We start from the raw sequence: 26910 nt of genomic DNA, 5'->3' as shown, positions 1-26910 counted from the left end.
CCCGCCGCCTCGCGCGGCGGCGTCTCTGCGCTTCCAGGAGGGTTCATGGCCGTCGCCGACTCGCATGCTGCTCCTCATCGGAACCGGATCGAACACCAGCCCGAGGCCGTCGAACGGCGGGTGGCAGACGCCCTCGCCGCGCTGTCGCTCGAACAGAAGGTCCGCCTGCTGACGGGCGCCGACGTCTGGAGCACGTACGCCGAGCCCGCCATCGGCCTGCGCCGCATCGTCGTCTCGGACGGCCCGGTCGGCGTGCGCGGCGAGCTGTGGGACGAGCGCGATCCCTCGGTGAGCCTTCCTTCTCCCACCGCCCTCGCGGCCACCTGGGACGAGGCCTTGCTGGAGCGCCTCGGCGTCCTGCTCGCGTCGGAGGCGCGGCGCAAGGGCGTCGACGTCGTCCTCGGGCCGACGGTCAACCTGCACCGCAGCCCGCTCGGCGGCAGGCACTTCGAGTGCTTCTCCGAGGACCCGCTGCTGACCGGCCGGATCGGCGCGGCCTACGTCCGCGGGCTCCAGGCCCACGGCGTCGGCGCCACCCCCAAGCACTACGTCGCCAACGACTCGGAGACCGAGCGGTTCACCCTGGATGCCCGCATCGATGAGCGGACGCTGCGCGAGCTCTACCTCGCGCCGTTCGAGCGGATGATCGTCGGCGCGCGCGCGTGGCTCGTGATGGCCGCCTACAACGCGGTCAACGGCGTGACCATGACCGAGAACGCGCTGCTCGCCTCGCCGCTCGACGACGAGTGGGGCTTCGACGGCGTCGTCGTCTCGGACTGGACCGCGACCCGCTCCACCGTGGCCGCGGCGCGCGCGCGGATGGACCTCGCCATGCCGGGCCCCAAGGGGCCATGGGGCGACGCGCTCGTCGCCGCCGTCCGCAGCGGCGAGGTGCCCGAGAAGGCCATCGACGAGAAGGTCCGCCGCCTGCTGCGCCTCGCCGCGCGGGTCGGCGCGCTCGAGGGCGTCGCGCCGGCCGCCCCCGCCCCCGCGCAGCTCCCCGCCGCCGCGGCCGCGAAGCTCGCCCGCGAGACCGCCGCGGCCAGCATGGTGCTCGCGCGCAACCACGGCGACGTGCTCCCCCTCGACGCGGCCAGCCTGCAGCGCGTCGCCGTGATCGGCCCCAACGCCGCGCAGGGGCGGATCCAGGGCGGCGGCAGCGCCAGCGTGCACCCGCACTACGCCGTGTCGCCGCTCGACGGGCTGCGGGCCGCGCTGGGGCAGCGCGTCGAGGTGCGCCACGCGCTCGGCGCCCGCAGCGAGGAGGGCCTCGTGCCCGTGTCCGGCGACCAGGTGACCGACCCCGTGACCGGCGAGCACGGCGTGCACGTGCGGCTCCTCGACGCGAAGGGCGGCGTCATGCACGAGGAGCACCGCGCCGTGGGTCGGCTCACGTTCATCGGGGACCTCCGCGCCAACCAGGCCTCCACGATCGAGGTGACGACGCGGCTCCGGGCCGCCGAGGCCGGCCGCTACCAGCTCGGCGTCGCCGGCGTGGGCGCCTACCGCCTCACCGCCGGCGGGCAGGTCCTCTTCGACGAGACGGTCGCCCCGGACAAGGACGACCTCGCCGCGCAGCTGCTCGCCCCGCCGCAGCGGGCGGCCGAGCTGTCCCTCGCCGCGGGTCAGGAGATCGACGTCGCCCTCACGCACACCGTCGCCCCGGACACGTTCGCGGTGGCGTTCTCCCTCGGCGTCGAGGTCCCCGCGCTGCCCGGGGACGAAGAGCTGGCGCGCGCCGTGGAGCTGGCGCGCTCCTCCGACGTCGCGATCGTCGTCGTCGGCACCACGGAGGCGATCGAGAGCGAGGGCTTCGACCGGAGCTCGCTCGCGCTCCCCGGCCGCCAGGACGAGCTGGTCAGCGCTGTCGCGGCCGTGAACCCCCGCACCATCGTGCTGGTGAACTCTGGCGGGCCGGTCACCATGCCCTGGCGCGAGGAGGTCGCCGCGGTGCTCCTCACGTGGTTCCCGGGCCAGGAGTTCGGCAACGCCGTCGCCGACGTGCTGCTCGGCGCCGTGGAGCCCGGCGGCCGCCTGCCCACGACCTGGCCGTCGCGGGAGGAGGACGTGCCCGTGCTCTCGACGAAGCCCGACAACGGCAAGCTCGTCTACGCCGAGGGCCTGCACATCGGGTACCGGGCCTGGGCCCGCGCCGGCGTCACCCCGGCCTACCCGTTCGGGCATGGCCTGGGCTACACGCGCTGGGAGATCCTCGACGTGGACGCGCCGCCGAGCGTCGCCCCGGGCGCGGCCGTCGAGGCGCGGGTGCGGGTCCGCAACGCGGGGCCCCGCCGCGGGCGGCACGTGGTCCAGCTCTACCTGTCGCGGCCGGACTCCGAGGTCGAGCGCCCCGTGCTCTGGCTCGCCGGCTTCGCCACCATCGACGCCGAGCCCGGCCAGACGGTCGAGATCGCCGTCACCGTGGAGCCGCGGGCCTTCGCGCACTGGGCGTCGGGCGGCTGGCAGATCGAGCCCGGCGCGTACACGCTGCACGCGGGACACTCGGCCACCGTCCTGACGAGGCAGGCCGGGGTGACGGTGCTGGACGCCTGAGATCGGCCGCGCAGCTCCGGGCGGCCGTCGCGTTCGCCCGGAGGGCGCCCCCGCGAGGGCGGGGAGCCGCGGAGGTCATCGAGCTTCCGCCTTCCCGCCGTCCTGTTCGGCTCCGAGCTCCACCCCGCTCCGGGGCGGCGCGCGGGCCTACCCCTCGGCTTCCTCGTCGTCGCCGGCCTCGTCGGTCGTCGAGCGCCGGCCGAGCCAGCGGCGGAGCTGCGTGCGGTGCACGCCGAGCGCCCGGGCCGTGCGCGCCACGTTCCCGCCCTCACGGCGCAGCGCCTCCTCGATGGCTTCGTCGGCGGGCAGCGACGCCGGCCGCCGTGCCGAGCGCTCGCCGGCCGCGGCCAGCTGCGGCCGCGAGCCCTGCGCCGCCGCTCTCGGCGCGAGCAGCTCCGGCGCGCTCGGCTGCGGCGGGGCGAAGGCGTGCCCGGCCGCGGACGACAGGTGCCGCGCCTGGACTACCTGGCTCCTCGCGCTCTGCGCCTCCTGCGCCGCCGCGCGGATCTCCGCCATCAGCTCCCGGACGTTGCCGGGCCACGCGCGCAGCAGGCACGCCTCGAGCAGCGTCACGTGGGCCGAGAGCGGCGCGCTCTCCTGCCCGCCCCCGGTGGCCGCCCCGGCGCTCCGCAGCGCCGCGTCGACGATCCACGGGATCTCCTCCGGCCGCTCGCACAGCCGCGGAATGCGGACGGTCGGCTGCGCGATGCGGAAGAAGAGATCCTCGCGGAGCTTCCCTGCGGCCACCTCCGCGCGCAGGTCCTTGTGGGTCGCGGACACCAGCGCGAAGTCCACCGGCACCGGCCGCGAGGCGCCGAGGGGGAGCACCTCCCTCGCCTCGATCGCCCGGAGCAGCTTCGCTTGCACCCCGAGATCGAGCTCGGCCACCTCGTCGAGGAAGAGCACCCCGCCGCTGGCGGCCTGCACGTAGCCCTCGGCGTCCGTCCCGGCGCCCGAGTACGCGCCCCGGCGCGCGCCGAAGAGCAGCCGCTCGGCGAGGCCGGCGGGGATGGCGGCGCAGTTCACGGCGACGAACGGCCCGCCGCGCCGCGGGCCGAGGGCGTGGAAGGCGCGCGCCGCGTGCTCCTTGCCGGTCCCGCTCTCGCCGGTGATGTGCAGCACCGTCCCGGAGCGCGCCGCGCGATCGATCGCGTCCCACGAGCGGGCGAGGGTCGGCCCGAGGATCGTGCCGCCGGCCGTGGAGATCCCCGCCCGGAACGGCTCCACGTCGGCCTGGATCACGAACACCGACGAGCCCGTGCGCACGAAGCGCGGCTCGCCTCCCGCGCGTGTGCCGGTCAGCGGGACGCCGTCGACCGACGTGCCGTTGCGGCTGTCGAGATCCTCGATCTCCCACTGGCCCTGGCTCCAGCGCACGCGCGCGTGCCGTCGCGACATGCGCAGGTCGTCCAGGGGGACGCCGCCGACCTCGCCGCGCCCGAGCTCGAGCTCGCCGTCCTTCAGCGGGAGGACGTCGCAGCGGGGCCTGTCCACGGAGAAGATGAGCACCAGCCCAGGTATCGGCCTCCTGGGACGCAGGTGCTCCGATCCCGAGCCGAAAGACTCGTCCAGGGTGGTCTCGCGCGCAGTGGGCACCACGTTGTTGCCGAGTGTAGCGCGGAGCGCAGCGATGAGGATCTTCCCGAGGGGGTGCGCCCATGGTGCGCGTCGCTCGCCCTCCTGGCGCCGCGGGCCGAGCGCCGCGCCGCCACGGGCCGAGCGCGGCGCCGCCGCGGGCCGAGCGCCGCGCCGCCGCGGGCCGAGCTGGCTGCAATCTTCCGGGCCCCGGTGACGGCCAAGGGCGACGGGGGCCCGAGGGCAGCTCGATGCGGCGCGTTCATGCACGGATCGAGGTCATGAGCAGAGCGCTTGGGCCTCGATCGCGGAGAGCGCCTTGCTCCTTCGAAAGAACCTGATGCGAATTGCCTCAGCGTGACCGATGCGCGCGACCGATTCTCCGCGAGGAGTGACGGTCCTTTCACTCGTTGCTGCAAGAAAGGACGGACCAACGCTGAGCTCGCCTTTGGTCCTGCGCGCGAAAGGACGCTGGCTGCGCTTTTTGTCGCGCTGGCGCCGGACGAGGCCGGGAAGTGGCTCGTGGTTCGCCGCTTGCTTTCGAGAAGCAGAAGGACGACCCATGAAGGACGAGCACCAGGTCCCCGGCCAGAGCACATCGTTCGCCAGGAGAGGCGATGCGAGCACGGGCGGGGTTTCGTCCTGCGTCCGCGGGCTGCCGCAGAGGGAGCGCGCCGTGGGCGAGGTCCTCGCCGGCAAGTACCAGATCGTGGGCCGGCTCGGCGCCGGCGGCATGGGGACCGTGTGGCGCGCGCGCAGCTTGTGGCTCGACGTCGACGTCGCGATCAAGGTGCTCCACGAGGAGCAGTTCGACGCCCACGCCGCCGAGCGGCTGCTCCGGGAGGCGCGCGCGACGGCGAGGCTCGGGCATCCGGCGATCGTGCGCGTGTTCGATTTCGGCGAGACCGACTCGGGCGAGCCGTTCCTGGTGATGGAGCTCCTCGAGGGCACGTCGCTCTCGAACTGGCTGGAGGAGAACGGTCCCATGCCGGCGGGGCAGGCGGTCCAGATGCTCTTGCCGGTCGCGTGTGCCCTCGCGACCGCGCATGCGCAGAGCATCGTCCACCGCGACATCAAGCCTGCGAACATCCTCGTCGTGCCCGACGGGGCGGGCGGCCATGTCCCGAAGGTGGTCGACTTCGGCATCGCCAAGCTGGCCAACATGGCAAGCCCTGCGATCACGCAGCGAGGGATGATCGTCGGCAGCCCGGAGTACATGTCGCCGGAGCAGGCCGACGGCCAGATGGCGGTCGGGGAGCAGACCGACGTCTGGGCCTTCAGCGTGGTGCTTTACGAGCTCATCACCGGGCAGCGGCCGTTCAGCGGGGAGTCGCTCGGCGCGGTGATCTCGGCGATCTTCAACAGGGAGCCGGTGCCGACGACCGAGCTCGCTGCCGGCGACGAGGAGCTCTGGGCGATCATCCGGCGAGGGCTGGCCAAGAAGCCGGCCGAGCGATGGCCGTCGATGCGCGCGCTCGGCCGCGCGCTGGCGTCCTGGGCGATCGAGCGCGGGATCACGGCGGACGCGGCGGGCACGTCGCTCGAGCACCAGTGGCTCGCGCGAGGGGCGGAGTCGCCGAGCACCATGGAGCGGGCGGCGCTGGCGGTCACGGGCACCGTGTCCGGACCGCCGGTGGCGCAGCGGCGTCGCGGCGCAGGGGGGACGCTGCTCGCGGCGCCGGAGCCGTCGAACACGCCCGCCGGGCCGCGGGGCGGCACGATCAGGATGATGGAGGTCCCGAGCGGCGCGCCGATCGGGTTCACTCCCCATTTCCGGCTGCAGAAGGCGCTCCTGGTCGGGGTTCTCGCCGCCTTCGTTGCGCCGGTGATCGTCGTGATGGGGCTGAACGTGCGGGGTGGGAGCGCGAGCGCTGGCACCGCGCAGCCGGTGGCCGCAGCCGTCGCTCCTGCTGTGGATCCGGGCGCCACGCTGGTCCCCAGGGAGGCGACCCCGGCGGTGTCCGCCGCGGCGGCCGCGCCCGCCGATGAGGGGGCGCCGCGCGCGGCGGCTTCCGGCGTTCCTGTGAGGACCGCGCCGGCTGAAGAGCCGCTCCCGCGGCGGGTCGTGCTGCCCGCGGCGCCCGCGTCGCCCGAGTCGGAGGAGGAGCTGCTGTATCCATGGGACGAGCCGTCCGAGCCACGGGCCGAGCCCCCTGCGCAGCGGGCCGAGCCGCCGGCTCGGCGCGGCGAGCGGCGCGCTCCTCGGGTCGAACCGTCCGCCCGGTCCGCCGAGCCGCCCGCGCGTCCGAAGCCCGGAACAACGTCGATGCCGCTCCCGACGGCGCCGGATTTTTGAGGTGGTCATGCGCAATTCTGGGGTGAAGTCTTGCTCCGTCCGCGGCTCTGGCGACCTGCTGCTCCTCCTGGTCGCGCTCGCCGCGGCGGCGATCGGGCCGGGCGGCTGCTCCGCGCTCATCGGCGCGGAGCTGTCCGACAAGCCGGACGAGACGGAGGAGGCCGGGGAGCAGGAGGATCAAGCCGACGACGGCAGCGGCGGCGGCGATCCCAACAGGATCAGCGGCTCGACGGCGAGCAGCAGCGACGACAGCGGCGGCGGTGAGAGCGCGGCCAGCGGCGTCAGCGAGAGCGCGGCCAGCGGCGGCGGCGAGAGCGCGGCCGGCGGCGGCGGCGAGAGCGCGGCCGGCGGCGGCGGCGAGAGCGCGGCCGGCGGCGGCGGCGAGAGCGCAGCCAGCGGCGGCGGTGAGAGCGCGGCCAGCGGCGGGAGCGCGAGCAGCGGAAGCGGTGCTGGCACGAGCAGCGGCAGCGCGACAACCAGCGCGAGCGGCGGCGGCGAGAGCGCTACCAGCGGCGCGGGCAGCGGGAGCGGCGCTGGCGGCGCGGGCAGCGGGAGCGGCGCTGGCGGCCCGGGCAGCGGGAGCGGCGCTGGCGGCCCGGGGAGCGGGAGCGGCGCTGGCGGCCCGGGCAGCGGGAGCGGCGCTGGCGGCCCGGGGAGCGGGAGCGGCGCTGGCGGCCCGGGGAGCGGGAGCGGCGCTGGCGGCCCGGGGAGCGGGAGCGGCGCTGGCGGCCCCGGGAGCGGGAGCGGCGCTGGCGGCCCGGGGAGCGGGAGCGGCGCTGGCGGCCCGGGCAGCGGGAGCGGCGAGGGCGGCGGAGGCGCAGCCAGCAGCGCGAGCAGCGGCTCTGGCGGCGCCGCGACCTGCAACGCCCATTTTGCCGATTGCGACGGGGACGCCGCGCACCACTGCGAGACGAACCTGTGGAACAACGACGCGCACTGCGGCGCTTGCGGCAACAGGTGTCCTGACGGGACCGACTGCCATAGCGGAGAGTGTCGATGAGGGCGCGTTCTCCTTGTCGCGCTGGACGGCTCGGCGCCTTTCTCGTCGCGGCATCGCTCACGGCCGCGTCCCCGCTCTCCGCGTCTGCGCAGGGCTCAGGCGACGTGGAGTCGGCACGCGTGCTGTTCGTCCAGGGCGCGAAGCTGGCCAGGCAGGGGCGCTGGGAGGAGGCGCGCGCGCTGTACGCGCGCTCGCTCGAGATCAAGCCGGCTCCCCTCACGCGGTACAGCCTCGGCGTGGCGCAGAAGGAGTCCGGGCACCTCGCCGACGCGCTCGCCAGCTTTCGCGCGTTCCTGGCCGAGCCGACGGCATCGACGACCGCGCCTTACCTCGGGCCGGCGCGGGAGGCGGTCGCCGCGCTCGAGGGGCGCGTCGGCCGCGCGACGATCGCCGTGAGGCCCGGCAAGGTCGATGGGCTCACGCTGGCCGTCGACGGCGAGCCGCTGCGCGTGGCGCCGGGCCAGGTCGTCGAGCTGGACCCGGGCGCGCACGAGCTCGTGGCGCGCGCTCCGGGGTTCCGCGCTGCCTCGGCCCGGTTCACCGTTGGCGCGGGCGCCTCGGTCGAGGTGCCGATCACGCTCGCGCCCGTCACAGGTGCGGCCGCGCAGGCATCGGCTGCCGGGGGGCTGCCCCCCGTGGCTGATTCCTCCGACGCTTCGCCGAGCCGGACGCTCCCGATCGTCGTCATGGGCGTGGGCGGCGCATTCGTCGCCGGGGGAGCGGTCCTCGGCCTCTCCGGCCTGAAGCAGGCGAGCTCCGCGCGCACGAGCGGAGGCTCGGACGCGAGCGCCGCGCGCGCCAAGGGGATCATCGGCGACGCCCTCGGCGGTGTCGGCATCGCGGCCGTGGGCATCGGGCTCTACCTGCTGCTGAACGGCGACCCGGCGCCGAGCGCAGCCAGATCGGGCTCCGTGGGCCCGTGGGTGAGCGCGTCGGGCGCCGGCCTCGAGATGCGGCTCTGACGGAGCGAGGCCGCGCGCGATGGCCCCTTCGATTCTGCTCCTCGCGAGGGCAGGGGTGCTATCCGCGCAACGTGGAGGGGGCGCGCGGCAGGGCGCGCGGATGATGAGGGCCTCCGCGAGCACCGCCGCTCTACCTGGCGGCGGCGTGGAAATGCTACTGCGCGCCGATGCGCTCGCCCGCGATCGTGCTGTCCCTGGCCGCGCTCCTGGCCGCGGGCGTCCCCGTGTCGGCTGCCCCCGCGCCCACGCCGGCCGCAGCGTCAGCCGCGCCCACGCCGGCCGCAGCGGCAGCCGCGCCCGCGCCCACGCCGGCCGCTGCGGCAGCCGCGCCCACGCCGCCCACGCCGGCCGCAGCGTCAGCCGCGCCCGCGCCCACGCCGGCGGCTGCGTCAGCCGCGCCCGCGCCCACGCCGGCGGCTGCGTCAGCCGCGCCCGCGCCCACGCCGGCGGCTGCGTCAGCCGCGCCCGCGCCGACCGCACCGGCGGCGGGGTGGTGCGCGCCGGAGCTCATCGCGCTCCCGGGCGACGTGTGCGCCTCCCTGCCGGTCAAGGAAGCGCCTGGCCCGCGCGTGCTGGTGATCTTCCTCCACGGCGTCGTTCAGCCTGATTCGGGCTGGCAGTGGGCGCAGCAGCGGGGCGCGGCGCGGGCCGGCGCCCGGCGCGGCGTCGCCGTGCTGATGCCGCGCGGCCGGCGGGGCATCGGGCCGCGGGCGGTGTCGAGATCGGCGTCCTCGATGGAGGACTGGTGGTGCTGGCCCACCTCCGCCGCCGCGCAGGCCGCCCACGAGGACGCCCTGCTCGCCGAGTGGGACACCGCGCGCGCGGAGCTCGAGCGACGCGCGGGCGGGCGCTTCTAGCGGGTGCTCGTGTTCGGCTTCTCGAACGGCGCGTACTACGCGACGTCGCTGGCGATGCGCGGGCGGCTGCAGGTCGACGGCTACGCGGCGTTCGCCGGCGGGTCCGGCGCGCGGCACCTGGAGCGCTCCGGCGCGCAGACCAGGCTGCGCGTGCCCGTCTTCGTGGGCTGGGGCGGCAAGGACCCGGCGCACAAGGATCAGGTGGCGCTCGCGAGGATGCTCCGCCGGCTGAAATGGCCTTCGAAGTCGCTCGGCAAGCCGCGCGCGGGGCACGCGATGACCGATGATCAGGTCGACGAGGCGCTCGACTTCCTGATCGGCAGGCGCGGCGGCGCCAGGAAGCTCGGCGGCGGGCGCGGCGCTCGAGGTCGGTGAAGGCTCTCGACCGCGCCGCGGGCAGCCGCGGGCGCGGTCAGCCGCCCGTGAGCCCGGCCATGTGCTCGCGCCGCTGGAGGGCTGGAAACCGGGGAAGGCGTCCGTGCTTCGCGGCGCGCCGTGCTCACCGGCGGGCGAGCCGTGGCGCCGGACGGAAGTGCGCGGGGAACACCCGCTCGAGGAACTCGTTGCGCAGCAGCCCGTCGGGATCGACGAGCTGCTTCAGCCGGACGAACTCCGGGAGCGCGTGCGCGTACATCGCCTGGAGGTGCTCGGCCATCGCATGGACGTTCTTCACCAGGTAGACCCGGCCGCCGAGCTCGAGGGTGTGCGCGCTGAGCTCGGTGAGCCGCAGGCGGATACGGCACACGCTGTCTTCGTCCGAGGCCTGGAACGCGAGCGTCACCGCGAAGCCATCGGTCCCGTGGTTCGCCGAGAGGAGGAACCGGTCGCCCTGGATGTGCAGCACATCGAGCAGCAGCGGCGGGATCTCGTCCCGGGTGGCGATCTCGTCGACCTTGCTCAGGAAGCTGGCGAGCCGGCGCAGGCTGTCTTCCGGGGCGCCCGGGTCGTACGGGATCATGAAGGCCTGCTGCACCGTCGTCATGTGCACCCCGAAGGTCTGCGCGATGCGCTTCGCGAGGACGTTGCCGTCCATGAAGAACAGGTAGCCCATGAGCTCATCGACGTACGGCCGCGAGACGTCGAAGATGAACCGGTCGATGATCGTCCAGACACCCCGGCTCACCACGGACGCGCGCATCAGCCACTCGATCGGCACGCGGAGCGCGTGCCGGGGGCGATGGGTGAGCAGCGGGCGGAGCTCGAGCGACGTCCCCGCGACGTACCGCGACCGGAGGATCATCCCCCTGCTCCCGTCGAGCGTCTGGAAGGCGATCGAGAACAGCGCCTCGGGGATCCATCCGTCCTCGTCCGCGCTGCCTCCTTCCGAGCGCAGGAGCAGCTCGGGGCGGGGGACGAGCGTCGCGGCGAGCTCCTCGAACGACGTGCAGCGCGTCGCCTGGGTCTCTACCCGGATCGGCGTCCCGGCCGGGGCGACGCGGGCGACGCGGTACGTGACGTCGATCACCGCGCCGAGGTAGCCGAGGCCGCCGATCACCGCGTGGAACAGCGCGCTCGTCGCCTCGTCGCGGCCTAGCGAGAGCAGCTGCCCGTCGAGGGTGAGGAGCGTCAGCCGCTCGACGTAGTGCCCCTCCTTGCCGGCGGTGCCCGAGAAGCGAGAGAGGCAGTCCCCCGAGACGGTGCCCCCCGCGGTGGCGTAGCTCGTCGATACGGCCGTGTACGGCACGAAGCCGCGCGCGGCGAGCTCACGGGCGATGGCGCCCCACGTGGCGCCTGCGCCCACGGTCATGCGCGCCCCCTCCACGTCGATCTCGATGGCGTCGAAGTGGCTCATCGAGATCACGAGGTCGTCGTTCAGCGCCTGCCCGTCGAACGACTGGGCCCCGGCGCGGAACGTGATCCTGCGCCCCGTCCGCGTCGCCATGCGGAACAGCACCCGGAGCTGCTCGACCGAGGTCGGGGTGTAGAGGTCCCCGCACGACTGGTGCAGCCCCCCGTACCCCTGGAGCAAGCAGAGCGGCTTCCGTGGGATCTCTTCCAGGCGCGGCGGCGGAGGAGCGCCCCCCACATAAGCGAGGCCGCCGCCCGCGCCCCCCCGCGCTCCGCTGGCAGCTCCAGCGCCCATGCTCAACCCGCGCCGGGGAGGAGGGAGACTTTGCCTGTCGTGCTGGTTCTATCGAGAGCAGGACGCATCCGTGCAGCGTCGCTCGAAACGAATGGAAGGGCCAACTTCCCCCCTCCGTCCCTCCGCCCCTGGGCGGGTGCGTGTCGCTCTAGGCTAGAGCGCTTTTCGCTCGGGTTTGATGCGGACGTCCTTCGTCTCACGTCTCACGTCTTCCGTCTGTCTTCCCCATGCGCGTGCTCGTGCGCGTGCGCGCTGACTCCGGGGAATCGCGCACGCGCACGCGCACGCGCACGAAGGACGAGCACGGAAGACGGAGGACGGACGACGGTGTACCAATTCCTGCTGAAAACCGCTCTACAGGCCGAGGACTTCGACGCGGATATTTCGGCGCGGGGCGGACTGCTGGAAGCGCCGGATGAGCTCCGCGACGTCATGGTCGATGTAGGAAGCCCCCTGGGCGTCGACGACCACGTGCGTGTCGCTCGGCAGCCGCTCGAACAGCGTGACGAGCTTGCCCTGCGTGAAGAAGTAGGCCGCCTTGTTGAACCGGATGGTCACGCGCGCCCCTTCGTGGATCACGTCGAACACGCGGTTCATCTGCGTCCTCAGCACGAACAGGACGCCGACCGCCAGGCCGATGGCGATGCCCTTCAGGAGATCGGTCAGCACGATGGCCACGATCGTCACCACGAACGGGATGAAGTGGCTCCAGCCGAGCTTGTGCATCTCGGCGAAGATCTTCGGCTTGGCCAGCTTGTAGCCCGTCACGAGCAGGATCGTCGCGAGGCACGCGAGCGGGATGTGCGAGAGCAGCCCCGCGGCGAACACGACGGCGAGCAGGAGGAGCGCGCCGTGCGTGAAGGCGGAGACCCGCGTGCGCGCGCCGGCGTTCGTGTTGGCGCTGCTGCGGACGATGACCGACGTGACCGGCAGACCGCCGACGAGCCCGGAGGCGACGTTGGCGAGCCCCTGCGCGACGAGCTCCCGGTTCGGCGGCGACTTGCGTTGCCACGGGTCGATCCGGTCGACGGCCTCCAGGTTGAGCAGCGTCTCGAGGCTGGCGACGATCGCCAGGGTCACGCCGAGCACCCAGACCTCGGGCCGCAGGATCGCGGACCATTCCGGCTGCTGGAGCGCGCTGAACAGATCGCCGGTGGGCAGCGACACGAGGTGCTTCTGCTCGAGCGCGAGGGATGGGACCGCCACCTTGAACAGCTCGTTGCCGAGCGTCGCGACGAGCACCGCGGCCAGGGGGGCGGGCAGCCAGGAGATCTTCGCGAGGCGCGACTTCTCCCACCCGACCAGGATGGCGAGGCAGACGGCGCTGAGGAGGAACGCGCCCCACTCGATCGCCTGCGTCGCCTGGCCCAGCATCGTGAAGGTGTTCCCGCCGTCGGCCTTGAACGACTCGGAGGCGAAGTTGTCCTTGTCGAAGCCGACGGCGTGGGGCAGCTGCTTCAGGATCAGCAGGACGCCGATGGCCGCGAGCATCCCCTTGATGACCGATGAGGGGAAGAAGTGGCTGATCGCGCCCGCCTTCAGCACGCCGAGCGCGAGCTGCAGGACGCCGCCGATCACCACGGCCATGGCGAAGGCCTGGAAGCTCTGCAGGCTGGTGATGCCCGCGAGCACGATGGCCGCGAGGCCCGCCGCCGGGCCGCTCACGCTGAGCTGGGCGCGGCTCACGAGCGGGATGATCAGCCCGCCCATGATGCCGGCGACGATGCCGGACAGGAGAGGGGCCCCCGACGCGAGCGCGATGCCCAGGCAGAGCGGCAGGGCGACGAGGAAGACGACCAGGCCGGCGGGGATATCGTACTTGAGGTTCGCGCTGAGGCGCGGGTCGAGCGGGGGCGCGCTCTCCTTCTCGGGTGCCGCCTGCGGCGCCCCCCGGGCTGCTGCATCGCTCGCGGCGGTGAAGACAGGGGTGCCGGCGTGCTCCGCCCCCGCGCTTGCTTGAGTGGCATTCTGGAACTGCATCGGATGGCTCTCTTGTTCGAGTGAGGTCTTGGGTCCTTGCCTGTCAGGCGCTCAGATGGCTCGCCGGAAGACCGCAGTCTCCGGGAGCGCCAACGGGGGCGCCTCGGCCATCGGACCGAACTGGCCGGTGGTGTGCTCGAACTGAAAGACCTGCCCGGTCTCGATCTTGAAGACCCAGGCGTAGAGAGAGAGCTCGCCGCGCGCGAGGCGCGCGCGGACCGTCGGATGCGTGCGGAGGTTCTCGATCTGGGCGAGCACGTTCTCCTCGACCGTGATCGTCAGCCGATCCTCCCCTTCGATGTGCGGGTAGTTCTCGTGCACCAGCCGGCGCGTCAGCTCCGCGTGCTGGAGCCACGACTTGACCGACGGCATCTCGTCGAGGCCCGAGGGATCGAGCAGCCCGCGCATCGCGCCGCACAGCGTGTGACCGCAGACGATGATGTGCTTGACCTCGAGGTGCGCCACCGCGAACTCGATCGCCGCGGCCTCGCTGCCGTTGCTGGCGCCGTACGGCGGCACGATGTTGCCGACGTTGCGCACGATGAAGATGTCGCCCGGCTGGGTCTGCGTGATCAGGTTCGGGTTGATCCGGCTGTCCGAGCACGTGATGAACAGCGCCTCAGGCCGCTGACCCCTCGCCAGGTGGCGGAAGAGATCCTCATGTGTGCGGCAGACCTCGGCATGGAACTTGTGCAACCCGTCAGCTAGCTTCTGCATTGAACAAACCCTCAGATTGGCCGCGCTGCTCCAGCGCGGCTGTCGTCGTGAACACCTCCGTTTCCAGCTCCTCCGTCCCTGAGGCGAGCGCCTCGGGGCCGGAGCTAGCCGATCAGTTCAGCAGGCGTGGTGGAGGGCGACGGACGGGAGGGTGAGGGACGGGCGAGGGGGTGCGGACGAGCCGGAGGTCGGCGACGAGCAGGACGCGCGGCGGTGCGGCGCCCGCGTTCGCCACCGAGCGCATCGCGCGGGTACGGTGGGTCCCGCTGCGGGACGGCGGCTGCAAGGCCTCGACATCAACGTGGTCAGGTTCGGCGGACCCGCTACGAAACGCGCCCGAAACATCGGGGTTGCTCGTTTCAACGCGGCTGATGTTCCCCCGTGCCAGCATAACCGGCGCGAGGATCAGCGCGAAGAGCAGCGCGATCCGGGGGAAATATGACCGAAGGCCTAGCATCGTTCAGGATGAGACAGCTTGTCGGCCCATCGAACCGGGGAGAGACCCGCTCTATTCCTTAACCTGGCGGCGGGCTCGGTGCGTCGCAAGACGCCACCCGGGCGAAACCCCGGAGTGTGGCAAAATGCGCCGCTCAAGGACGGATGCCTCGCGCCTGAGCTAGGACGGCTCCACGTCCAGATAACCGTTCTTCCTGCGGGATTCAACCGTCCGCGCACGCGGTCACGATGGCGTCACGAACGTCGCACATCTCGCGCTCACTCGCATATTTGTAACGAGGCCAGAAGAAGCCCTTCAGACCGTCCTTTTGACGGCGCGGCACCACATGGACGTGCAGGTGGGGGACGCTCTGGCTGACGCGGTTGTTGATCGCGACGAAGAAGCCATCTGCGGAGAGCGCCGACTCCACGGCGCGCGCGAGGCGCTGCGCGGTCGTGAAGAGCGGACCCACGAGCGCGGCAGGGAGGTCGGTGAGCACCTCGTGGTGGACGCGCGGGATCAGCAGGCAGTGGCCGGGGAAGAGCGGGCGGGTGTCCAGGAACGCGATCACGTCCGGCTCGTCGAGCACGACGTAGGCCGGCGTTTCGCCCCGGACGATGCTGCAAAAGATGCAAGGGCGAGCGGGCAAGGCGACCCCGAGCGATGCCGCGCCCCGGGGCCGGCGTCAATGCTCGCCTGCCCCTGGAGCCGCGCGTTCAGTGGCTCGCGAGGATGTCCTCGATCGACCCGTGGCCGCTCGGCTCGCGCGTCCAGTAGTCGAGGAGCCGCCCGCCGGCCGTCATCCAGGCCCGGTCGTAGCGGCCGTCCTGCGACGTGATCCGCACGAGGTGGTCGCCGCCGTGGAACGCCCAGTGGCGGCCCGTGTGGTCGAAATGGTCGATGAGCGCGCCCTGCCGCGTCTTGATGTGGAGCGCGTCGGCCGGGTCGTCCCAGGTCGTGTCGACGATGAGCTCGTGGACCTGCCAGAGGTTGCCCGAGGGGAGCACGCCCCAGTCCACGTTGATGCCGGAGTCGTTCGGGAGCCCGAACACGAAGCAGTGGGGCATGCGCCTCGCGGCGTGCCAGAGATCGCCGTTGCGGCTCGGCTCGTGGTGGAGCGTCACGAGCGTGTCGCGCGCGAGGCCGAAGCCGTCGTTGTCGCCCGGGCTGTCCCACACCCGGCGGAAGAGGTGCTGGCAGAGCTGATCGGCCCCGGCCGAGAACCCGACCGTGAGCAGGCCCCGCTGCCGGCGCTCGTGCAGGATCCGCCCGAACTTGCCGGGCTCGCCGTCGAACTGGGCGCCGAGCTGCTTGTAGCGCCAGAGCCCCGTCGTGCTGTAGCCGCCGCCGAGGATCACCACCTCGGACCACGCGAGGTGGTGCCAGAGGAGGTCGACGTCCTCCTTGCGGAGGCCGCTGGTCCAGTAGAACGGCACGTGCTCGAGGCCGAACCGCTCGTAGAACTGGAAGAACCAGCGGAACTTGCCGTACGCGAACTCCTGCCGCTCCAGCTCGTTGCCGTCGCGGGGCGCCTCCGAGAACGGCAGGAACAGGATGCGCTTGTTGTCCTGCCCGCGCAGGGCGCGCTGCGCGATGTAGTCGTTGTGGATGACGTTGCAGCGGCCATGCGAGCTGTAGATCAGCGCGGTCCCTCTCATCAGGTCGCGGATCTGACCCGCTCGGCGCGCCTCCCGTCAAGGGCCCGCCCGCAGCGAGGCGACACGTCCGCGCGCGCGCCGGCGTGACGCAGGCCTCGCCCGGCCGCCGCTCAGCCGCGCCGCATCTGCTGCATCTTGCGAGGGACGGCGCCGGAGCGCATCAGCATCTCGAACGCTTCCTTCTCGAGCATCGGGTGGATGCCGCGCGGCGGGACGCCCATGGGGCTCTTCTTCCTCGTGACGAAGCCGCTCAGGTACTGCGGGTTCAGCCCGTTCAGGCTCCGCAGGGTGTTCTTCATCTGCTTCGTGTTGTTCGCCCACGCGTAGGCGAACGCCCGCGAGCGGAGCAGCTGCGGCTTGAGCTCGGCGAACGCCTCGTCGTTCGGGTCGAAGGTCTCGAGCAGCTCGACCGCCTTCGTGGCCTGGCCGGTCCGGGCCCACGCCTCGCCGACGATGGCGGCCATCATGGCGCGGATCTTCGGCTCCTTGTGGCGGGTCATGTCGATCTTGTCGACGAGCGCCCGCGCCTCGTCCGTCTCGCTCAGGATGAGGTGGATCATGCCGCGCTGGGCGCGCGCCTCGTCGGCCATCGGGGCCATCACCTTGTCGAGGTTGATGGTCTCCAGCGTCCGGAGCGCGGCCCGCGGGTCCTCCTGCATCTGGAGCTGCGCCTTCGCGAAGGTCGCGGCCGCGTCGTCCTTCTTGAAGTCGGTGTCGAGCTTGGCGATCGCGTCCTTGCGGGCCTCGGCGGTGTCGGCGGTCTGCACGATCTGGGCGACGGCGCGCGTCTTGGTCGCGAAGCGCAGCGCCCAGAGGATCACGCCCGCGACGATGACCGTCAGGACGCCGGCGGCCACCTTCGGCCAGAGCCCCGGGATCGCCAGGGCGATGGCCCAGATGATGAGCGCCGGGATGCCGACGCGGAGGGCGAGCGAGCGCGGGTTCAGCTGGGCGAGCGGGTCGGCCGGCGGCTTGCCGCTGCGGAGCGCGGCGACGGCCTGCTCGCGCTGCTGCTTGGGGCTCTGCTTCTTCGGGGTGGGTTTGCCGGGGGTCTTCATCTCGTCCAGGTCGTGGGGCGAGCTTTCCTGCTCGCGGGGCGCGGGGGTCTCATAGCCGGCTTGCGCGGGCCCGGCCAGCGCTGCCCGGCCCCGGGGAGGGACGAGGTCGGGCGGCGCGGCTAGCCTGCGGCCGTGTCGGGGCCGCGCGCGCCGGGCTCGCCCTCGGGACCAGAGGCGGGGAGGGGGGTGACCGCGGGACGGACCGTCTCGAAGCCGCGCAGCGGCGGGAGCGGCTCGATCGAGGGGGTGACGAACTGCCCGCCGCGCGTGGGCGGGATCGAGGCCGTGGGGTCGGCGAGGCCGAGCGTGGACTCGCGGAAGTGGAGGAAGATCGTCTGCGCGATCGAGAGGCAGGGGACCGCGAAGAGCGCGCCGGTGATCTGGAAGAAGTGCTCGCCGATGAGGAGCGCGAGCACCACGAGGACCGGGTGGATCTTCGCCGAGTCGCCGATGATCTTCGGGTTCAGGAAGTTCGCCTCGAGCTGGTGGATGCCCACGATCCACGCGAGCACGCCGACCGCCGTGCCGAACGACTGCGTGAGGCCGATGGCGACCGCCGGGATCGAGCTCAGGATCGAGCCGAAGATCGGGATCAGCGACATCACGGCCGCGACGACCGAGAGGATCGGCCAGTACTTGAGGCCGAAGAGCCAGAAGCCGATCGCCGAGAGGACGCCGTTCACGAGGCAGATGAGGAGCTGCCCGCGGACGACGCCGGAGAGCCCCCGGTCGAGCCGGCGGAGGAACCGATCGAACGAGTCGCGCGAGCCCGGGTGCCAGAGCTCGCGGAAGAAGCGGAGGATCTTCTCGTGCGTCAGGATGATGTACCCGGCGAGCATCAACGTCATGAAGAGGTTGAAGATGCCGCGGGAGATGGCGGTCGCGATCGCCTGGCCGATCCGGAGGACCGTGAGCGAGTTCTCCTTGAGGTAGGAGGCCGCCTTCTCGTAGCCCTCCTGGAGCATGTTCGCGCTGGACAGCGGGTGCTTCGGGCGCGCCTGCGCGATCTGCCAGACGCCGTCGCCCGCCTCGCGGATCTCGATGTCGTCGGCGATCCGCACGTCGAAGGAGCCGTCCGGACCGGGCGTGATGCGGACGGGCGGGCGCTCGCGATCGTCCTCCCGGGGCAGCGCGATGGCGTCGGGCGGCGCGGTGAGCTCGTCGAGCTCCTCGTCGGGGTCGACCTCGGGCGGCGCGACGATCGGCGGGGCGGGCTCGCGGCCCGACCAGCGGCGGAGCCGCGCGTCGAGCGCGGGCAGGTACTCCTCGCGGAGCCGCGCGGCGAGCCGCGGCGCCTCGACGGTGAGCGCCTTCCCCTCGGCGATGAGGCGCGGGACGCTGAGGGCGAAGAAGCCCGCGATCCCGGAGACCGCGAGGGCATAGACGACGAGGATCGCCGCCCACCGCGGGACGCGCGCGCGCTCGAGCCGGAGCACCGCCGGCGTGAGCACGTACGCCACGACGAGCGCGAGCACGAAGGGGAGCAGCACCGCGTGGGAGACGACGAGCACCGCCACCGTGAGGACGGCGCTGACCGTCAGGAACACGGTGCGCCGCGAGAGGCCCTCGCTCACGTGGCCTCGCCGCGCGCGGCCGGGCCCGAGGCGCCGCCGTCGATGCGCGACGCGGGGAGGTCGGCGAAGAAGCCCTGCAGGTGGTCGCGCGTCGCCTCGAGCGCCTGCGGGACGACGCGGACGTCGGCGAGCACCGGCATGAAGTTGGTGTCGCCGGGCCAGCGCGGGACGATGTGGACGTGCAGGTGCTCGGCAATGCCGGCGCCCGCAGCCGTGCCGAGGTTGATCCCGATGTTCATGCCCTCGCACTTGAGCGCGGCGCGCAGGCGGGTCGCCGACTCGCGCACGAGGCGGAAGAGCGCCTCGTGGTCGGCCGGATCGAGCGCGTCGAGCGAGGCGACGTGCGCGTGCGGGACGACGAGGAGGTGCCCGGACGCGAACGGGTAGCGGTTGAGCATGACAAACGCGCGGCCGGTCGTGGCCACGACCAGCCGGTCGCGCTGTTCTTGCTCGGGTGCGCGGGGGATGCCGCAGAAGATGCAGTCGGCCTGGCCCTTCGGCGCAAGGATGTACTCGATGCGCCAGGGCGCCCACAGGGGGTTACCCATGTCGCGGAGACGCTAGCACGGCGGCCACGCGCGCGGGACCACCGCGCGCTCATCGCGCTCGCGTCGCCCGCGCCGCCCTCGCCTCGGCCCCGCGCCGCCCTCGCGCCGCCCTCGCCTCGGCCTCGCGCCGTCCTCGCGCCGGAGTTGCCCGCTCGCCGCGGCCTCTGCCGCGGGCCTCAGAACTGGAGCGGCGTCGCCGCGAGGTCGAACCAGATCGACAGCCCAAGCCCGGCGGACGTGCCGAGCGCATCCCAGACGAAGTCGCGGAACGAGGGGGTGCCGTACCCGGCGGCGTCGAGGGCCTCCTTCGCCAGGCCGGCGCCGAGCGCGACCGCCGCCCCGAGCGCGATCCGTCCGCGGATGTCCTCGGTCGCGAGCGCGCCGAGCGCGTACCCGCCGCTGGCGAGGACCATTGACGCGCAGAAATGGCGCGCCTTGTCATCGCCGAACCACGGATCGGCGCCGCGCGTGAGCGGCTGCGCCGTGGACGCCAGCCGGAGCGGCGCGCCCGAGGCGCGGGCAGGTGCGCCGCCAGGGCCGGCGAGGGGCGCGATGGCGGAGCGGGCAGGAGCGCCGCCGACGCGGGGCTGAGGCGCGGCCGGCGCGGCCGTGGCGCGGGCGGGAGCGCCGCTCGGGCGAGCCAGGGACGCGGTCGCGGGGCGAGCAGGAGCGCCGCTCGGGTGGGGCGGGGGCGCGGCCGCGGGGCGAGCAGGAGCGCCGCTCGGGTGGGGCGGGGGCGCGGCCGCGGTGAGGGAGGGGGGGCCGTCGGCGCGGGCAGAGGAGGGGCCGAGCGCCACGGCGGCGAGGACCGGCGCCGCGAGGGCGGCGCGCGCAAGGAGGCCTCTCATCGCCGCATCGTCCGTGACGTCGCGGAAAAAGCAAGAGGCGAGGCCCCGGGAAGGGCCTCGCCTCTCACGACATCGGGTCCACACGGCGAGCCGAGCGGCGCCGGGGCGCCGCGACCCGCCGCACCTGACGCGGCGACGTTCGCACCTGGCGCGCGGCGCTCAGAGAGGCCGCGCGCCGGGCGACGTCACTTCAGGTCCAGCTTGGTGCCGAACTTCTCCTTGATGAGATCGCCGATCGTGCCGGCCACCGGCTTGTCGTCGTCGTCCTTGCGCTTCTGCTGCTGCTGCCGGACCGGCGCGGGGCGCTCCATGCCGATGTTCTTCATCGTCAGGAAGAGCCGACGGTCGACCGTGTCGAGCGAGGAGATCTCGGCCTTGACCTTGTCTCCGACCTTCAGCTTGCCCTCCTCGGGCTCCTGCACGTCGCTCTGCGAGATCAGGCCCTCGACGCCCTCGCGCAGCCGCACGAACACGCCGTAGTCGACGATGCTCACCACCTGGGACTCGTCGATGACGCGGCCAGGCGGGTACTCCGTCAGCATGCTCGGCCACGGATCATCCCAGAGCTGCTTGATGCCGAGGGAGACCTTCTTCTCGTCGTGGTTGATCGAGAGGATGATCGCCTCGACGTCGTCGCCCTTGTGGTACAGGTCGCTCGGGTTGTTGACGCGCACCGACCACGAGAGATCGCTCTTGTGGACCATGCCGTCGACGCCCTCCTCGATCCCGACGAACACGCCGTAGTCGGTGAGGGACCGGACCTTGCCCGCGATCTTGTCGCCGGGGTGGTACTTGTCCGTGAAGAGCATCCACGGATCCGGCTCCAGCTGCTTGAGACCGAGGCTGATGCGCTTCGCGCGCGCGTCGACCTCGAGCACCTGGCACTCGAGCTCCTGGCCCACCTCGAGCAGCTTCGACGGGTGCTTGACCTTCTTGGTCCAGCTCATCTCGCTGACGTGGATGAGGCCCTCGACGCCCGGCTCCAGCTCGACGAACGCGCCGTAGTCGGTGATCGACATGACCTTGCCGCGGACCTTCTTGCCCGCGGGGTAGGCCTCCTCGGCGTGGTTCCACGGGTCCTCCTGGGTCTGCTTCAGGCCCAGGGAGACGCGCTCGGTGTCGGCGTTGTACTTGAGGACCTTCACGAGGACCTCGTCGCCGACCTGGAACACCTCGCTCGGGTGGTTCACGCGGCCCCACGACATGTCCGTGATGTGCAGGAGGCCATCGATACCGCCGAGGTCGACGAACGCGCCGTACTCGGTGATGTTCTTGATGGTCCCCTTGACGGTCATCCCTTCGGTCAACGTCTCGAGCGTCTTGGCCTTCATCTCGTCGCGCTCGCGCTCGAGGAGAACGCGCCGCGAGAGCACGATGTTGCCGCGCTTCTTGTTGAACTTGATGACCTTGAACTTGTAGGTCTGGCCGATCAGCTTGTCCAAGTTGCGGATCGGGCGGAGGTCGACCTGAGAGCCCGGGAGGAAGGCCTTCACGCCGCCGCGGATGGTGACCGAGAGGCCGCCCTTCACGCGCTGGCTGATCGTGCCCTCGATGAGCTCGTCCGCCTCGCAGGCGTTCGAGATCTCATCCCAGACCTTCATCTTGTCGGCCTTCTCCTTCGACAAGGTGACGAGGCCGTCGTCGTTCTCGCGGCTCTCGATGTAGACGTCGACCTTGTCGCCCGCCTTGACGGCGGCCTGGCCCCCGGCGTCCGAGAACTCTCGGAGCGCGATGACGCCCTCGCTCTTGCCGCCGATGTCGACCACGACAGAGTCGCGGTTCACTGCGACCACGGTGCCGGAGATGATCTCTCCTTCACGCGCGAAATCGCCCCCCTCCACGCTCTGTTCGAAGAGCGCGGCAAAGCTCTCCATGCTCGCCCCGGACGAGCCAGCCTCCACTTGGATGTTACTAGTCATGTTGTTCGTTCTTGGTTCCTTTCCTTCCCTGGGATTCGCCGCTGCGGGCGTAGGCGTGGACCCATGGTGCCACGCACGAGCGACGGAGGGGCAGGCGCACGCGTACCGATGCACCCGGCCCCTCGGGAGACGCGAGCCTGTAGTCTGAGGAGGGGCCTCTGTCAATGCAACGACCGAGCCACGGGAGGTTTTTGTCGTTTCCCTGAGAAACGACGAGCTCGCCGGCTCAAGGGGGCGCTTTAGGGCGCGGCGCGCTCGACGCGCTGTGCGAGGTCTGCGCAGGCGCGATCGAGGCCCTCGTAGGGCCACCTCGTCTGGATCTCGACCCGGTCGCCCTGCGCGAGGGCCTGGGCTCCCTCGAGCGCGTCCCTGGCGCCGGCGACGTCGGGGAGCACGGCGAGCGCGAGCTTGAGGCTGCCGAGCAGCGCCTGGGTGTCCGCGGCGAGCGCCGCCGCGGCCTCGCCCGAAGCGGGCGCGAGGCGCATCGCGAGCGCGGGCTCCGCGCCGAGGGTGAGGGCGCCCGAGGCGTGATCGACGCGGCGGAACAGCGCTCCGGCCCGCGGCAGCACGGAGGAGACCACGCCGGCGGCGCCGGACCACGCGACGCTCGTCAGCGCGAAGGTGACCGGGCCCTGCTCGGGCAGATCGAGCCGCTGCCACTCGTCCGACGCGGGCAGCGCGGCGTTCACGATCTCGACGTCCGTGCCGAGGACGATCGTGCCGTCGTCGGCCTGGCCGATCACGGCGCGCGGGCGCGTGAGCGTGCCGTCGACGATGAGGAGATCGCCCTCGCGGCGCCAGCCTTCCCAGCCCTCGTCGCGGGCGACCTTCTCCATGCCGGCGACGAACCGGTCCTTCGGGATGCGCCCGCCCGCGAGCGCGACCCAGCTCGTGGCGTCGGTCGAGGCGACCACGATCTCGCGCAGGTCCGAGGGGAAATCCAGGCCGGTGGCGGCCTCGAGGCGCGCCTTGCGCGACGCGCCCGAGGGCGACTCGTCGAGCAGCGGGAGGAAGTGCTGGCGCACGGGGCCGAAGAGCGCGAGCTCGGCGGTCTCGAGGCGGATCACGATGTTCGCGTCGCCCGGGATGTGGCGCCGGGCCGTCGGCTCGTAGCGCCAGAAGAAGAAGTAGACCCCGAGCGCGGCGCCGGCGAGCAGCGCGAGGAGCGCGATCGCCGCGAGGAGGCACGCGGCCGCCCGCGGCGGGCCCGGGCGCGGCGGGGCGGCGGGCGGGCGCTCGTCGGGCGGGCGCTCGCCGGGGCCCGCCTCGGCGGGGTCGCCGCCGGGGGCAGGCGCGGGCGCCGCGGGGTCGTCGGTCACGGTGGGGCGGATCGGCTCTTCTTCTTCGATCAGGGTGTCGGGCATCGGTTCAGCCGGGGGAGCGCCGGGACGGCCGGATGACTAGAACAAGTAAAATAACTACTACGTGTCGAGCCTCGGGTTCAGCCGGGAGAGCGCCGGGACGGCCGGATGACTCGACAAGTAAAAATAACTACTACGTGTCGAGCCTCGGGTTCAGCCGGGAGAGCGCCGGGACGGCCGGATGACTCGACAAGCCAACAGGTAAGTATGACTACGGCGCGTCGGGCGCCGGCTCGGCCGCGGGGCGCCGGGACAGCAGGGCGAGCACGAGGGGCGCAGGGATGAGCCAGCGGAGCCGCACGGCGCGCTCCACCTGCTCGACCGAGAGCGCCTTCATGAGGCCGGCGTAGCGGGCGTCCTCGACGTTGTCGCGGAGCACCTCGATGAACCGGCGCGCGCGCGCGGCGCCGGCGGGGTCGACGCCGACGAGCTCCGCGTCGAGCCGCACGCCCTCGTCGTCGAGGGACGCCACGGCGCGGACGCGCTCGACGCCGGCGACGAGCGCGCCGAGCGAGGGGAAGCGCCGCGCGAGGTGGATGGGCAGCCGGCGCGCGCGCAGGTCGAGGCTCACGAGCCCCTCGGCGGAGGGGTCGCCGCGGCGCGCGTCGGGGCCGTCGCGCAGGACGCGCGCGACGCTGCTCACCTCGACCGCGGACACGAGCGCGACGGCGCGATCGCCGAGCGCGATGATCCGCGCCGCTTCCGCGCGCGTGTCCACGTCGCCGCGGCGGTCGAAGACGGCGACGCCGCCGAACGGGGGCGGCGCCGCCTCCCAGCGATCGGGATCGGGCGCGAGCCCGGCCATGCGGCCCTCGAGGACGACGACGCGGTCGCCCTCCTCGAGATCGGCGAGCCGCAGGCCGAGCCAGACGACGTCCGCGCGGCGGAGGGCGCTCTCCAGCACCTCGTCGGGCGCCTCGTCGAGCGCGCGCCGCGCGAGCTCGTCCGCGGCCGCCTGGCCCAGGCCGGCGCGCATGCGGGCGACGTCGACGCGCACCACGAGATCGAGGTCGGCCGGGATGAGGTCGGCCGGCTCGACGCGCCGGACGATCCGCGGGCCGGCGGCGCTCCTCGCGCCGCGCTCGCCGGCGAGCCCCGGCGCGGCGTCCCCGCAGGCCGGGAGCGCGAGCGCGAGCGCAATCAGGGCGGGGGCGGCGGCGGCGGCGGCGGCGCGGGCGCGGACCTCAGCCGCCGCGCGCACGGACCTCCACGAGCGTCGCCATCTCGTCGATGATCTCCTGCGGGCTCCGGTGGCCGGAGTCGACGAGGATCGCGTCGTCGGCCTTGCGGAGCGGCGCGACGGCGCGCTCGCTGTCGGCCTTGTCGCGGCGGAGCACGTCGGAGAGCGTCGCCTCGAAGCTGACGGCCATGCCGCGCGCGACGAGCTCGTCGTACCGCCGCTTGGCGCGGATCTCGGCCGGCGCCGTGAGGAAGAACTTCACCTCGGCGTCCGGGAACACGACGGTGCCGATGTCGCGCCCCTCGAGCACGACCCCGCCCACCGCGCCGGCCTGCCGCTGCATCGCGAGCAGCGCCTTGCGCACCGCGGGGATGGCGGAGACCCGGCTCGCCCCGAGGCTGATCTCGGGCGCGCGGATCGCGCTGGAGACGTCCTCGCCGTCGAGCAGCACCCGCATGCCGCTGCCCCCGACGCTCGACTGGGCCGGGCTGTCGTCCAGCGCCGCGCCGGGCGCGGACGCGGGGGCCGCGCTCCGCTCGAGCGCGATGCGCCCGCCGCTGGCGAGATCCTCGGCGAGCGCGCCGATCGCGCCGCTCTCGTCCCACGCGAGGCCCACGCGGTGGACCGCGAGCGCGACGGCGCGGTAGAGCGCGCCCGTGTCGACGAGGAGGTAGCCGAGCCGCTCGGCGAGCCCCCGCGCGACGGTGCCCTTGCCGGCGCCCGCCGGCCCGTCGATGGCGACGCGCAGCCGCCGGCCGTCGCCCGGGGCCGAGAGGTGGCGCGCGTCGTCCTGTCTCTGCCGTTCCGTCACCTGCGCTCCTCCTCGCTCCGTCGCCCCCTCGCTCACGCTGCGCGGGCCCCCTCGACCTCGATGCGCGCGCCCAGGGCGCGCAGCGTCCCGACGAAGAGGGGGAAGCTCGTCGCGATGCAGCCCGCGTCGCGCACGCGCGTGGGCCCGCTCGCGGCGAGCCCGAGCACGGCGGCCGTCATCGCGATGCGGTGATCGCCGCGGCTGTCGACGTCGGCGGCGTCGAGCGGCCGGTCGGGCCTGCCCTCGACGAGGAGCCCGTCGGTCCGCTCCTCGCAGCGCAGGCCGAAGGCGCCCAGCACCGACGCCATCGCCGCGATCCGGTCGGTCTCCTGCACGCGGAGCTCCCTCGCGTCGAACACCTCGGTGATCCCGCGCGCCCGCGCGCCGAGGCCGAGCAGGATCGGCAGCTCGTCCATGGCGCGCGACGCGAGCTCGCCGCCGGCGCGCCCGCCGCGCAGGCCGGCGCCGGCGTTGAAGGCGACGTGCAGGTCGCCGGTCGGCTCGCCGAGGGCCTCGCCCTTGATCTCGACGGCGATGGGGCTGTCCATGTCGCGCAGCACCTCGAGCAGGCCGGCGCGCGTGGGGTTGAGGCCCACGCGCCGCACCGTCACGCGGCTGCCCGGCACGAGCTGGGCGGCGGCGAGCAGGAACGCGGCCGCGGAGAGGTCGCCGGGCACGTCGATCTCGAAGGCCGGCAGCGCGCCGGAGAAGCGGAGCGCGTCGAGGCAGACCATCGCGCCGACCGAGTCGATCGGCGCGCCGAGCGCGGTGAGCATGCGCTCGGTGTGGTCGCGCGAGACGAGCGGCTCGCGCACGAAGGTGGGGCCGTCGGCGAAGAGGCCGGAGAGGAGGAGGGCGCTCTTCACCTGGTCGCAGGAGACGGGGAGCTCGTACTCGATCGACGAGAGCACGTGCGGCTCTGGCAGCGGCCCGATGTCGAGCGGCGCCGTGAGCTCGCCGATCTTGCGCGGGTCGAGCTGCCCCTCGATGCGCCCGCCGCGGAGCCGGAGCGGCTTCGCGACGCGCTCCATGGGGCGGCGCGAGAGCGAGGCGTCGCCGGTGAGCCGCGCGGCGAAGCGCTGGGCGACGAGGATGCCCGACAGGAGCCGCATCGTGGTGCCGGAGTTGCCGCAGTCGATGGGGCCGTCCGGGGCGCGCAGGCCGGAGAGCCCGGCGCCCTCGACGATGAGCTCGCCGGGGGTCGGCTCGTCGACGGGTACGCCCAGGGCGCGCAGCGCGCTCACGGTCGAGCGGATGTCGCCGCCCTGCATCCCGCCCTGGATGCGGCTGCGCCCGGTGGCGAGCCCGGCGAGGAGGAGCGCCCGGTGGGCGATGCTCTTGTCCGCAGGGACCGGCACGCTCCCGATGAGCGGCCGCTCCGCCGGGTGGACGATCAGGTCGGGCACGCGTTGCCGTTTAGCAGAACGGCGGCGGCAGGCACAGCGAAGGGGACGCGCCTTGGTGCTACGGTCGGCGCCTCGCGGCGGATCGAGC

At 73.3% G+C, this 26910-nt stretch carries 22 protein-coding genes; 6 read left to right on the top strand and 16 right to left on the bottom strand.

Annotation, left to right across the window (positions count from 1 at the left end):
* The first annotated feature begins 45 nt into the window (after positions 1-45).
* Complete coding sequence (locus WME89_RS42245) at positions 46-2553, top strand: beta-glucosidase (RefSeq protein WP_438005250.1); 2508 nt, start codon at positions 46-48, stop codon at positions 2551-2553.
* Positions 2554-2700: 147 nt separating this feature from the next.
* On the opposite strand, the gene WME89_RS42240 is transcribed toward WME89_RS42245, so the two are convergent.
* Entirely contained in the window at positions 2701-4062 is a 1362-nt protein-coding gene (locus tag WME89_RS42240) for a sigma 54-interacting transcriptional regulator (protein WP_438005249.1), read from the bottom strand.
* A gap of 628 nt (positions 4063-4690) precedes the next feature.
* Between WME89_RS42240 and WME89_RS42235 the strand changes: the two genes are divergently transcribed.
* The 3 genes from WME89_RS42235 to WME89_RS42225 all read left to right on the top strand — a co-directional run bounded on the left by WME89_RS42235 (position 4691) and on the right by WME89_RS42225 (position 8386).
* On the top strand, positions 4691-6424 hold the full coding sequence (locus WME89_RS42235; protein WP_438005248.1) for a protein kinase domain-containing protein: 1734 nt from the start codon (positions 4691-4693) through the stop codon (positions 6422-6424).
* A gap of 7 nt (positions 6425-6431) precedes the next feature.
* Positions 6432-7424: a hypothetical protein gene (locus tag WME89_RS42230; protein ID WP_438005247.1), complete on the top strand. Its 993-nt coding sequence runs from the start codon at positions 6432-6434 to the stop codon at positions 7422-7424.
* A gap of 104 nt (positions 7425-7528) precedes the next feature.
* Positions 7529-8386 carry a hypothetical protein gene (locus WME89_RS42225; protein ID WP_438005246.1) on the top strand — a complete coding sequence of 286 codons (858 nt, stop codon included), beginning with the start codon at positions 7529-7531 and terminating at the stop codon, positions 8384-8386.
* Positions 8387-8540: 154 nt separating this feature from the next.
* Here WME89_RS42225 and WME89_RS42220 read toward each other — a convergent pair whose 3' ends face one another.
* Positions 8541-8936: a hypothetical protein gene (locus WME89_RS42220; RefSeq protein ID WP_438005245.1), complete on the bottom strand. Its 396-nt coding sequence runs from the start codon at positions 8934-8936 to the stop codon at positions 8541-8543.
* A 19-nt stretch (positions 8937-8955) separates the two neighbouring features.
* Between WME89_RS42220 and WME89_RS42215 the strand changes: the two genes are divergently transcribed.
* Together WME89_RS42215 and WME89_RS42210 are read left to right on the top strand one after the other, a co-directional pair.
* Positions 8956-9243, top strand: a complete 288-nt coding sequence (locus WME89_RS42215; protein ID WP_438005244.1) for a hypothetical protein — start codon at positions 8956-8958, stop codon at positions 9241-9243.
* Between the two features lie 9 nt (positions 9244-9252).
* Positions 9253-9618, top strand: coding sequence for a hypothetical protein (locus tag WME89_RS42210; RefSeq protein WP_438005243.1), 366 nt, complete (start codon positions 9253-9255; stop codon positions 9616-9618).
* A gap of 124 nt (positions 9619-9742) precedes the next feature.
* Here WME89_RS42210 and WME89_RS42205 read toward each other — a convergent pair whose 3' ends face one another.
* The 14 genes from WME89_RS42205 to aroA form a co-directional block, all read right to left on the bottom strand.
* Entirely contained in the window at positions 9743-11212 is a 1470-nt protein-coding gene (locus tag WME89_RS42205; RefSeq protein ID WP_438005242.1) for an FAD-binding oxidoreductase, read from the bottom strand.
* A 468-nt stretch (positions 11213-11680) separates the two neighbouring features.
* The gene (locus WME89_RS42200) at positions 11681-13306 is read right to left on the bottom strand and encodes a SulP family inorganic anion transporter (protein ID WP_438005241.1); all 1626 of its coding nucleotides are present in this window, start codon (positions 13304-13306) and stop codon (positions 11681-11683) included.
* Between the two features lie 51 nt (positions 13307-13357).
* The gene (locus WME89_RS42195; RefSeq protein ID WP_438005240.1) at positions 13358-14023 is read right to left on the bottom strand and encodes a carbonic anhydrase; all 666 of its coding nucleotides are present in this window, start codon (positions 14021-14023) and stop codon (positions 13358-13360) included.
* A gap of 659 nt (positions 14024-14682) precedes the next feature.
* Positions 14683-15108 (bottom strand): HIT family protein, encoded by a 426-nt coding sequence (locus tag WME89_RS42190; protein WP_438005239.1) that lies wholly within the window; start codon positions 15106-15108, stop codon positions 14683-14685.
* A gap of 67 nt (positions 15109-15175) precedes the next feature.
* Positions 15176-16117, bottom strand: coding sequence for a hypothetical protein (locus WME89_RS42185; RefSeq protein ID WP_438005238.1), 942 nt, complete (start codon positions 16115-16117; stop codon positions 15176-15178).
* A 110-nt stretch (positions 16118-16227) separates the two neighbouring features.
* A complete protein-coding gene (locus tag WME89_RS42180) occupies positions 16228-17175 on the bottom strand; it encodes a hypothetical protein (RefSeq protein ID WP_438005237.1) in 948 nt (315 codons plus the stop codon).
* Between the two features lie 119 nt (positions 17176-17294).
* On the bottom strand, positions 17295-18749 hold the full coding sequence (locus tag WME89_RS42175) for an AI-2E family transporter (protein ID WP_438005236.1): 1455 nt from the start codon (positions 18747-18749) through the stop codon (positions 17295-17297).
* The gene (locus WME89_RS42170) at positions 18746-19297 is read right to left on the bottom strand and encodes an HIT family protein (protein WP_437620446.1); all 552 of its coding nucleotides are present in this window, start codon (positions 19295-19297) and stop codon (positions 18746-18748) included. The genes WME89_RS42175 and WME89_RS42170 overlap by 4 nt, the downstream gene beginning before the upstream one ends.
* Before the next feature lie 176 nt (positions 19298-19473).
* Entirely contained in the window at positions 19474-20145 is a 672-nt protein-coding gene (locus tag WME89_RS42165; RefSeq protein WP_438005235.1) for a hypothetical protein, read from the bottom strand.
* A 185-nt stretch (positions 20146-20330) separates the two neighbouring features.
* Positions 20331-22064, bottom strand: a complete 1734-nt coding sequence (locus WME89_RS42160) for a 30S ribosomal protein S1 (protein WP_438005234.1) — start codon at positions 22062-22064, stop codon at positions 20331-20333.
* 239 nt (positions 22065-22303) lie between these two features.
* Positions 22304-23428 (bottom strand): hypothetical protein, encoded by a 1125-nt coding sequence (locus WME89_RS42155; protein WP_438005233.1) that lies wholly within the window; start codon positions 23426-23428, stop codon positions 22304-22306.
* 208 nt (positions 23429-23636) lie between these two features.
* A complete protein-coding gene (locus tag WME89_RS42150) occupies positions 23637-24626 on the bottom strand; it encodes a hypothetical protein (RefSeq protein ID WP_438005232.1) in 990 nt (329 codons plus the stop codon).
* Positions 24610-25416, bottom strand: a complete 807-nt coding sequence (cmk, locus tag WME89_RS42145; protein ID WP_438005231.1) for a (d)CMP kinase — start codon at positions 25414-25416, stop codon at positions 24610-24612. The genes WME89_RS42150 and cmk overlap by 17 nt, the downstream gene beginning before the upstream one ends.
* Positions 25417-25448: 32 nt before the next feature.
* A complete protein-coding gene (aroA, locus tag WME89_RS42140; RefSeq protein WP_438005230.1) occupies positions 25449-26822 on the bottom strand; it encodes a 3-phosphoshikimate 1-carboxyvinyltransferase in 1374 nt (457 codons plus the stop codon).
* Positions 26823-26910 lie beyond the last annotated feature (88 nt).

The organism is Sorangium sp. So ce321, from assembly GCF_051530195.1.
Taxonomy (GTDB): domain Bacteria; phylum Myxococcota_A; class Polyangia; order Polyangiales; family Polyangiaceae; genus Sorangium.
The sequence above is the reverse complement of the archived record's forward strand: the minus strand, read 5'-3'. Positions and strand labels throughout refer to the sequence as shown.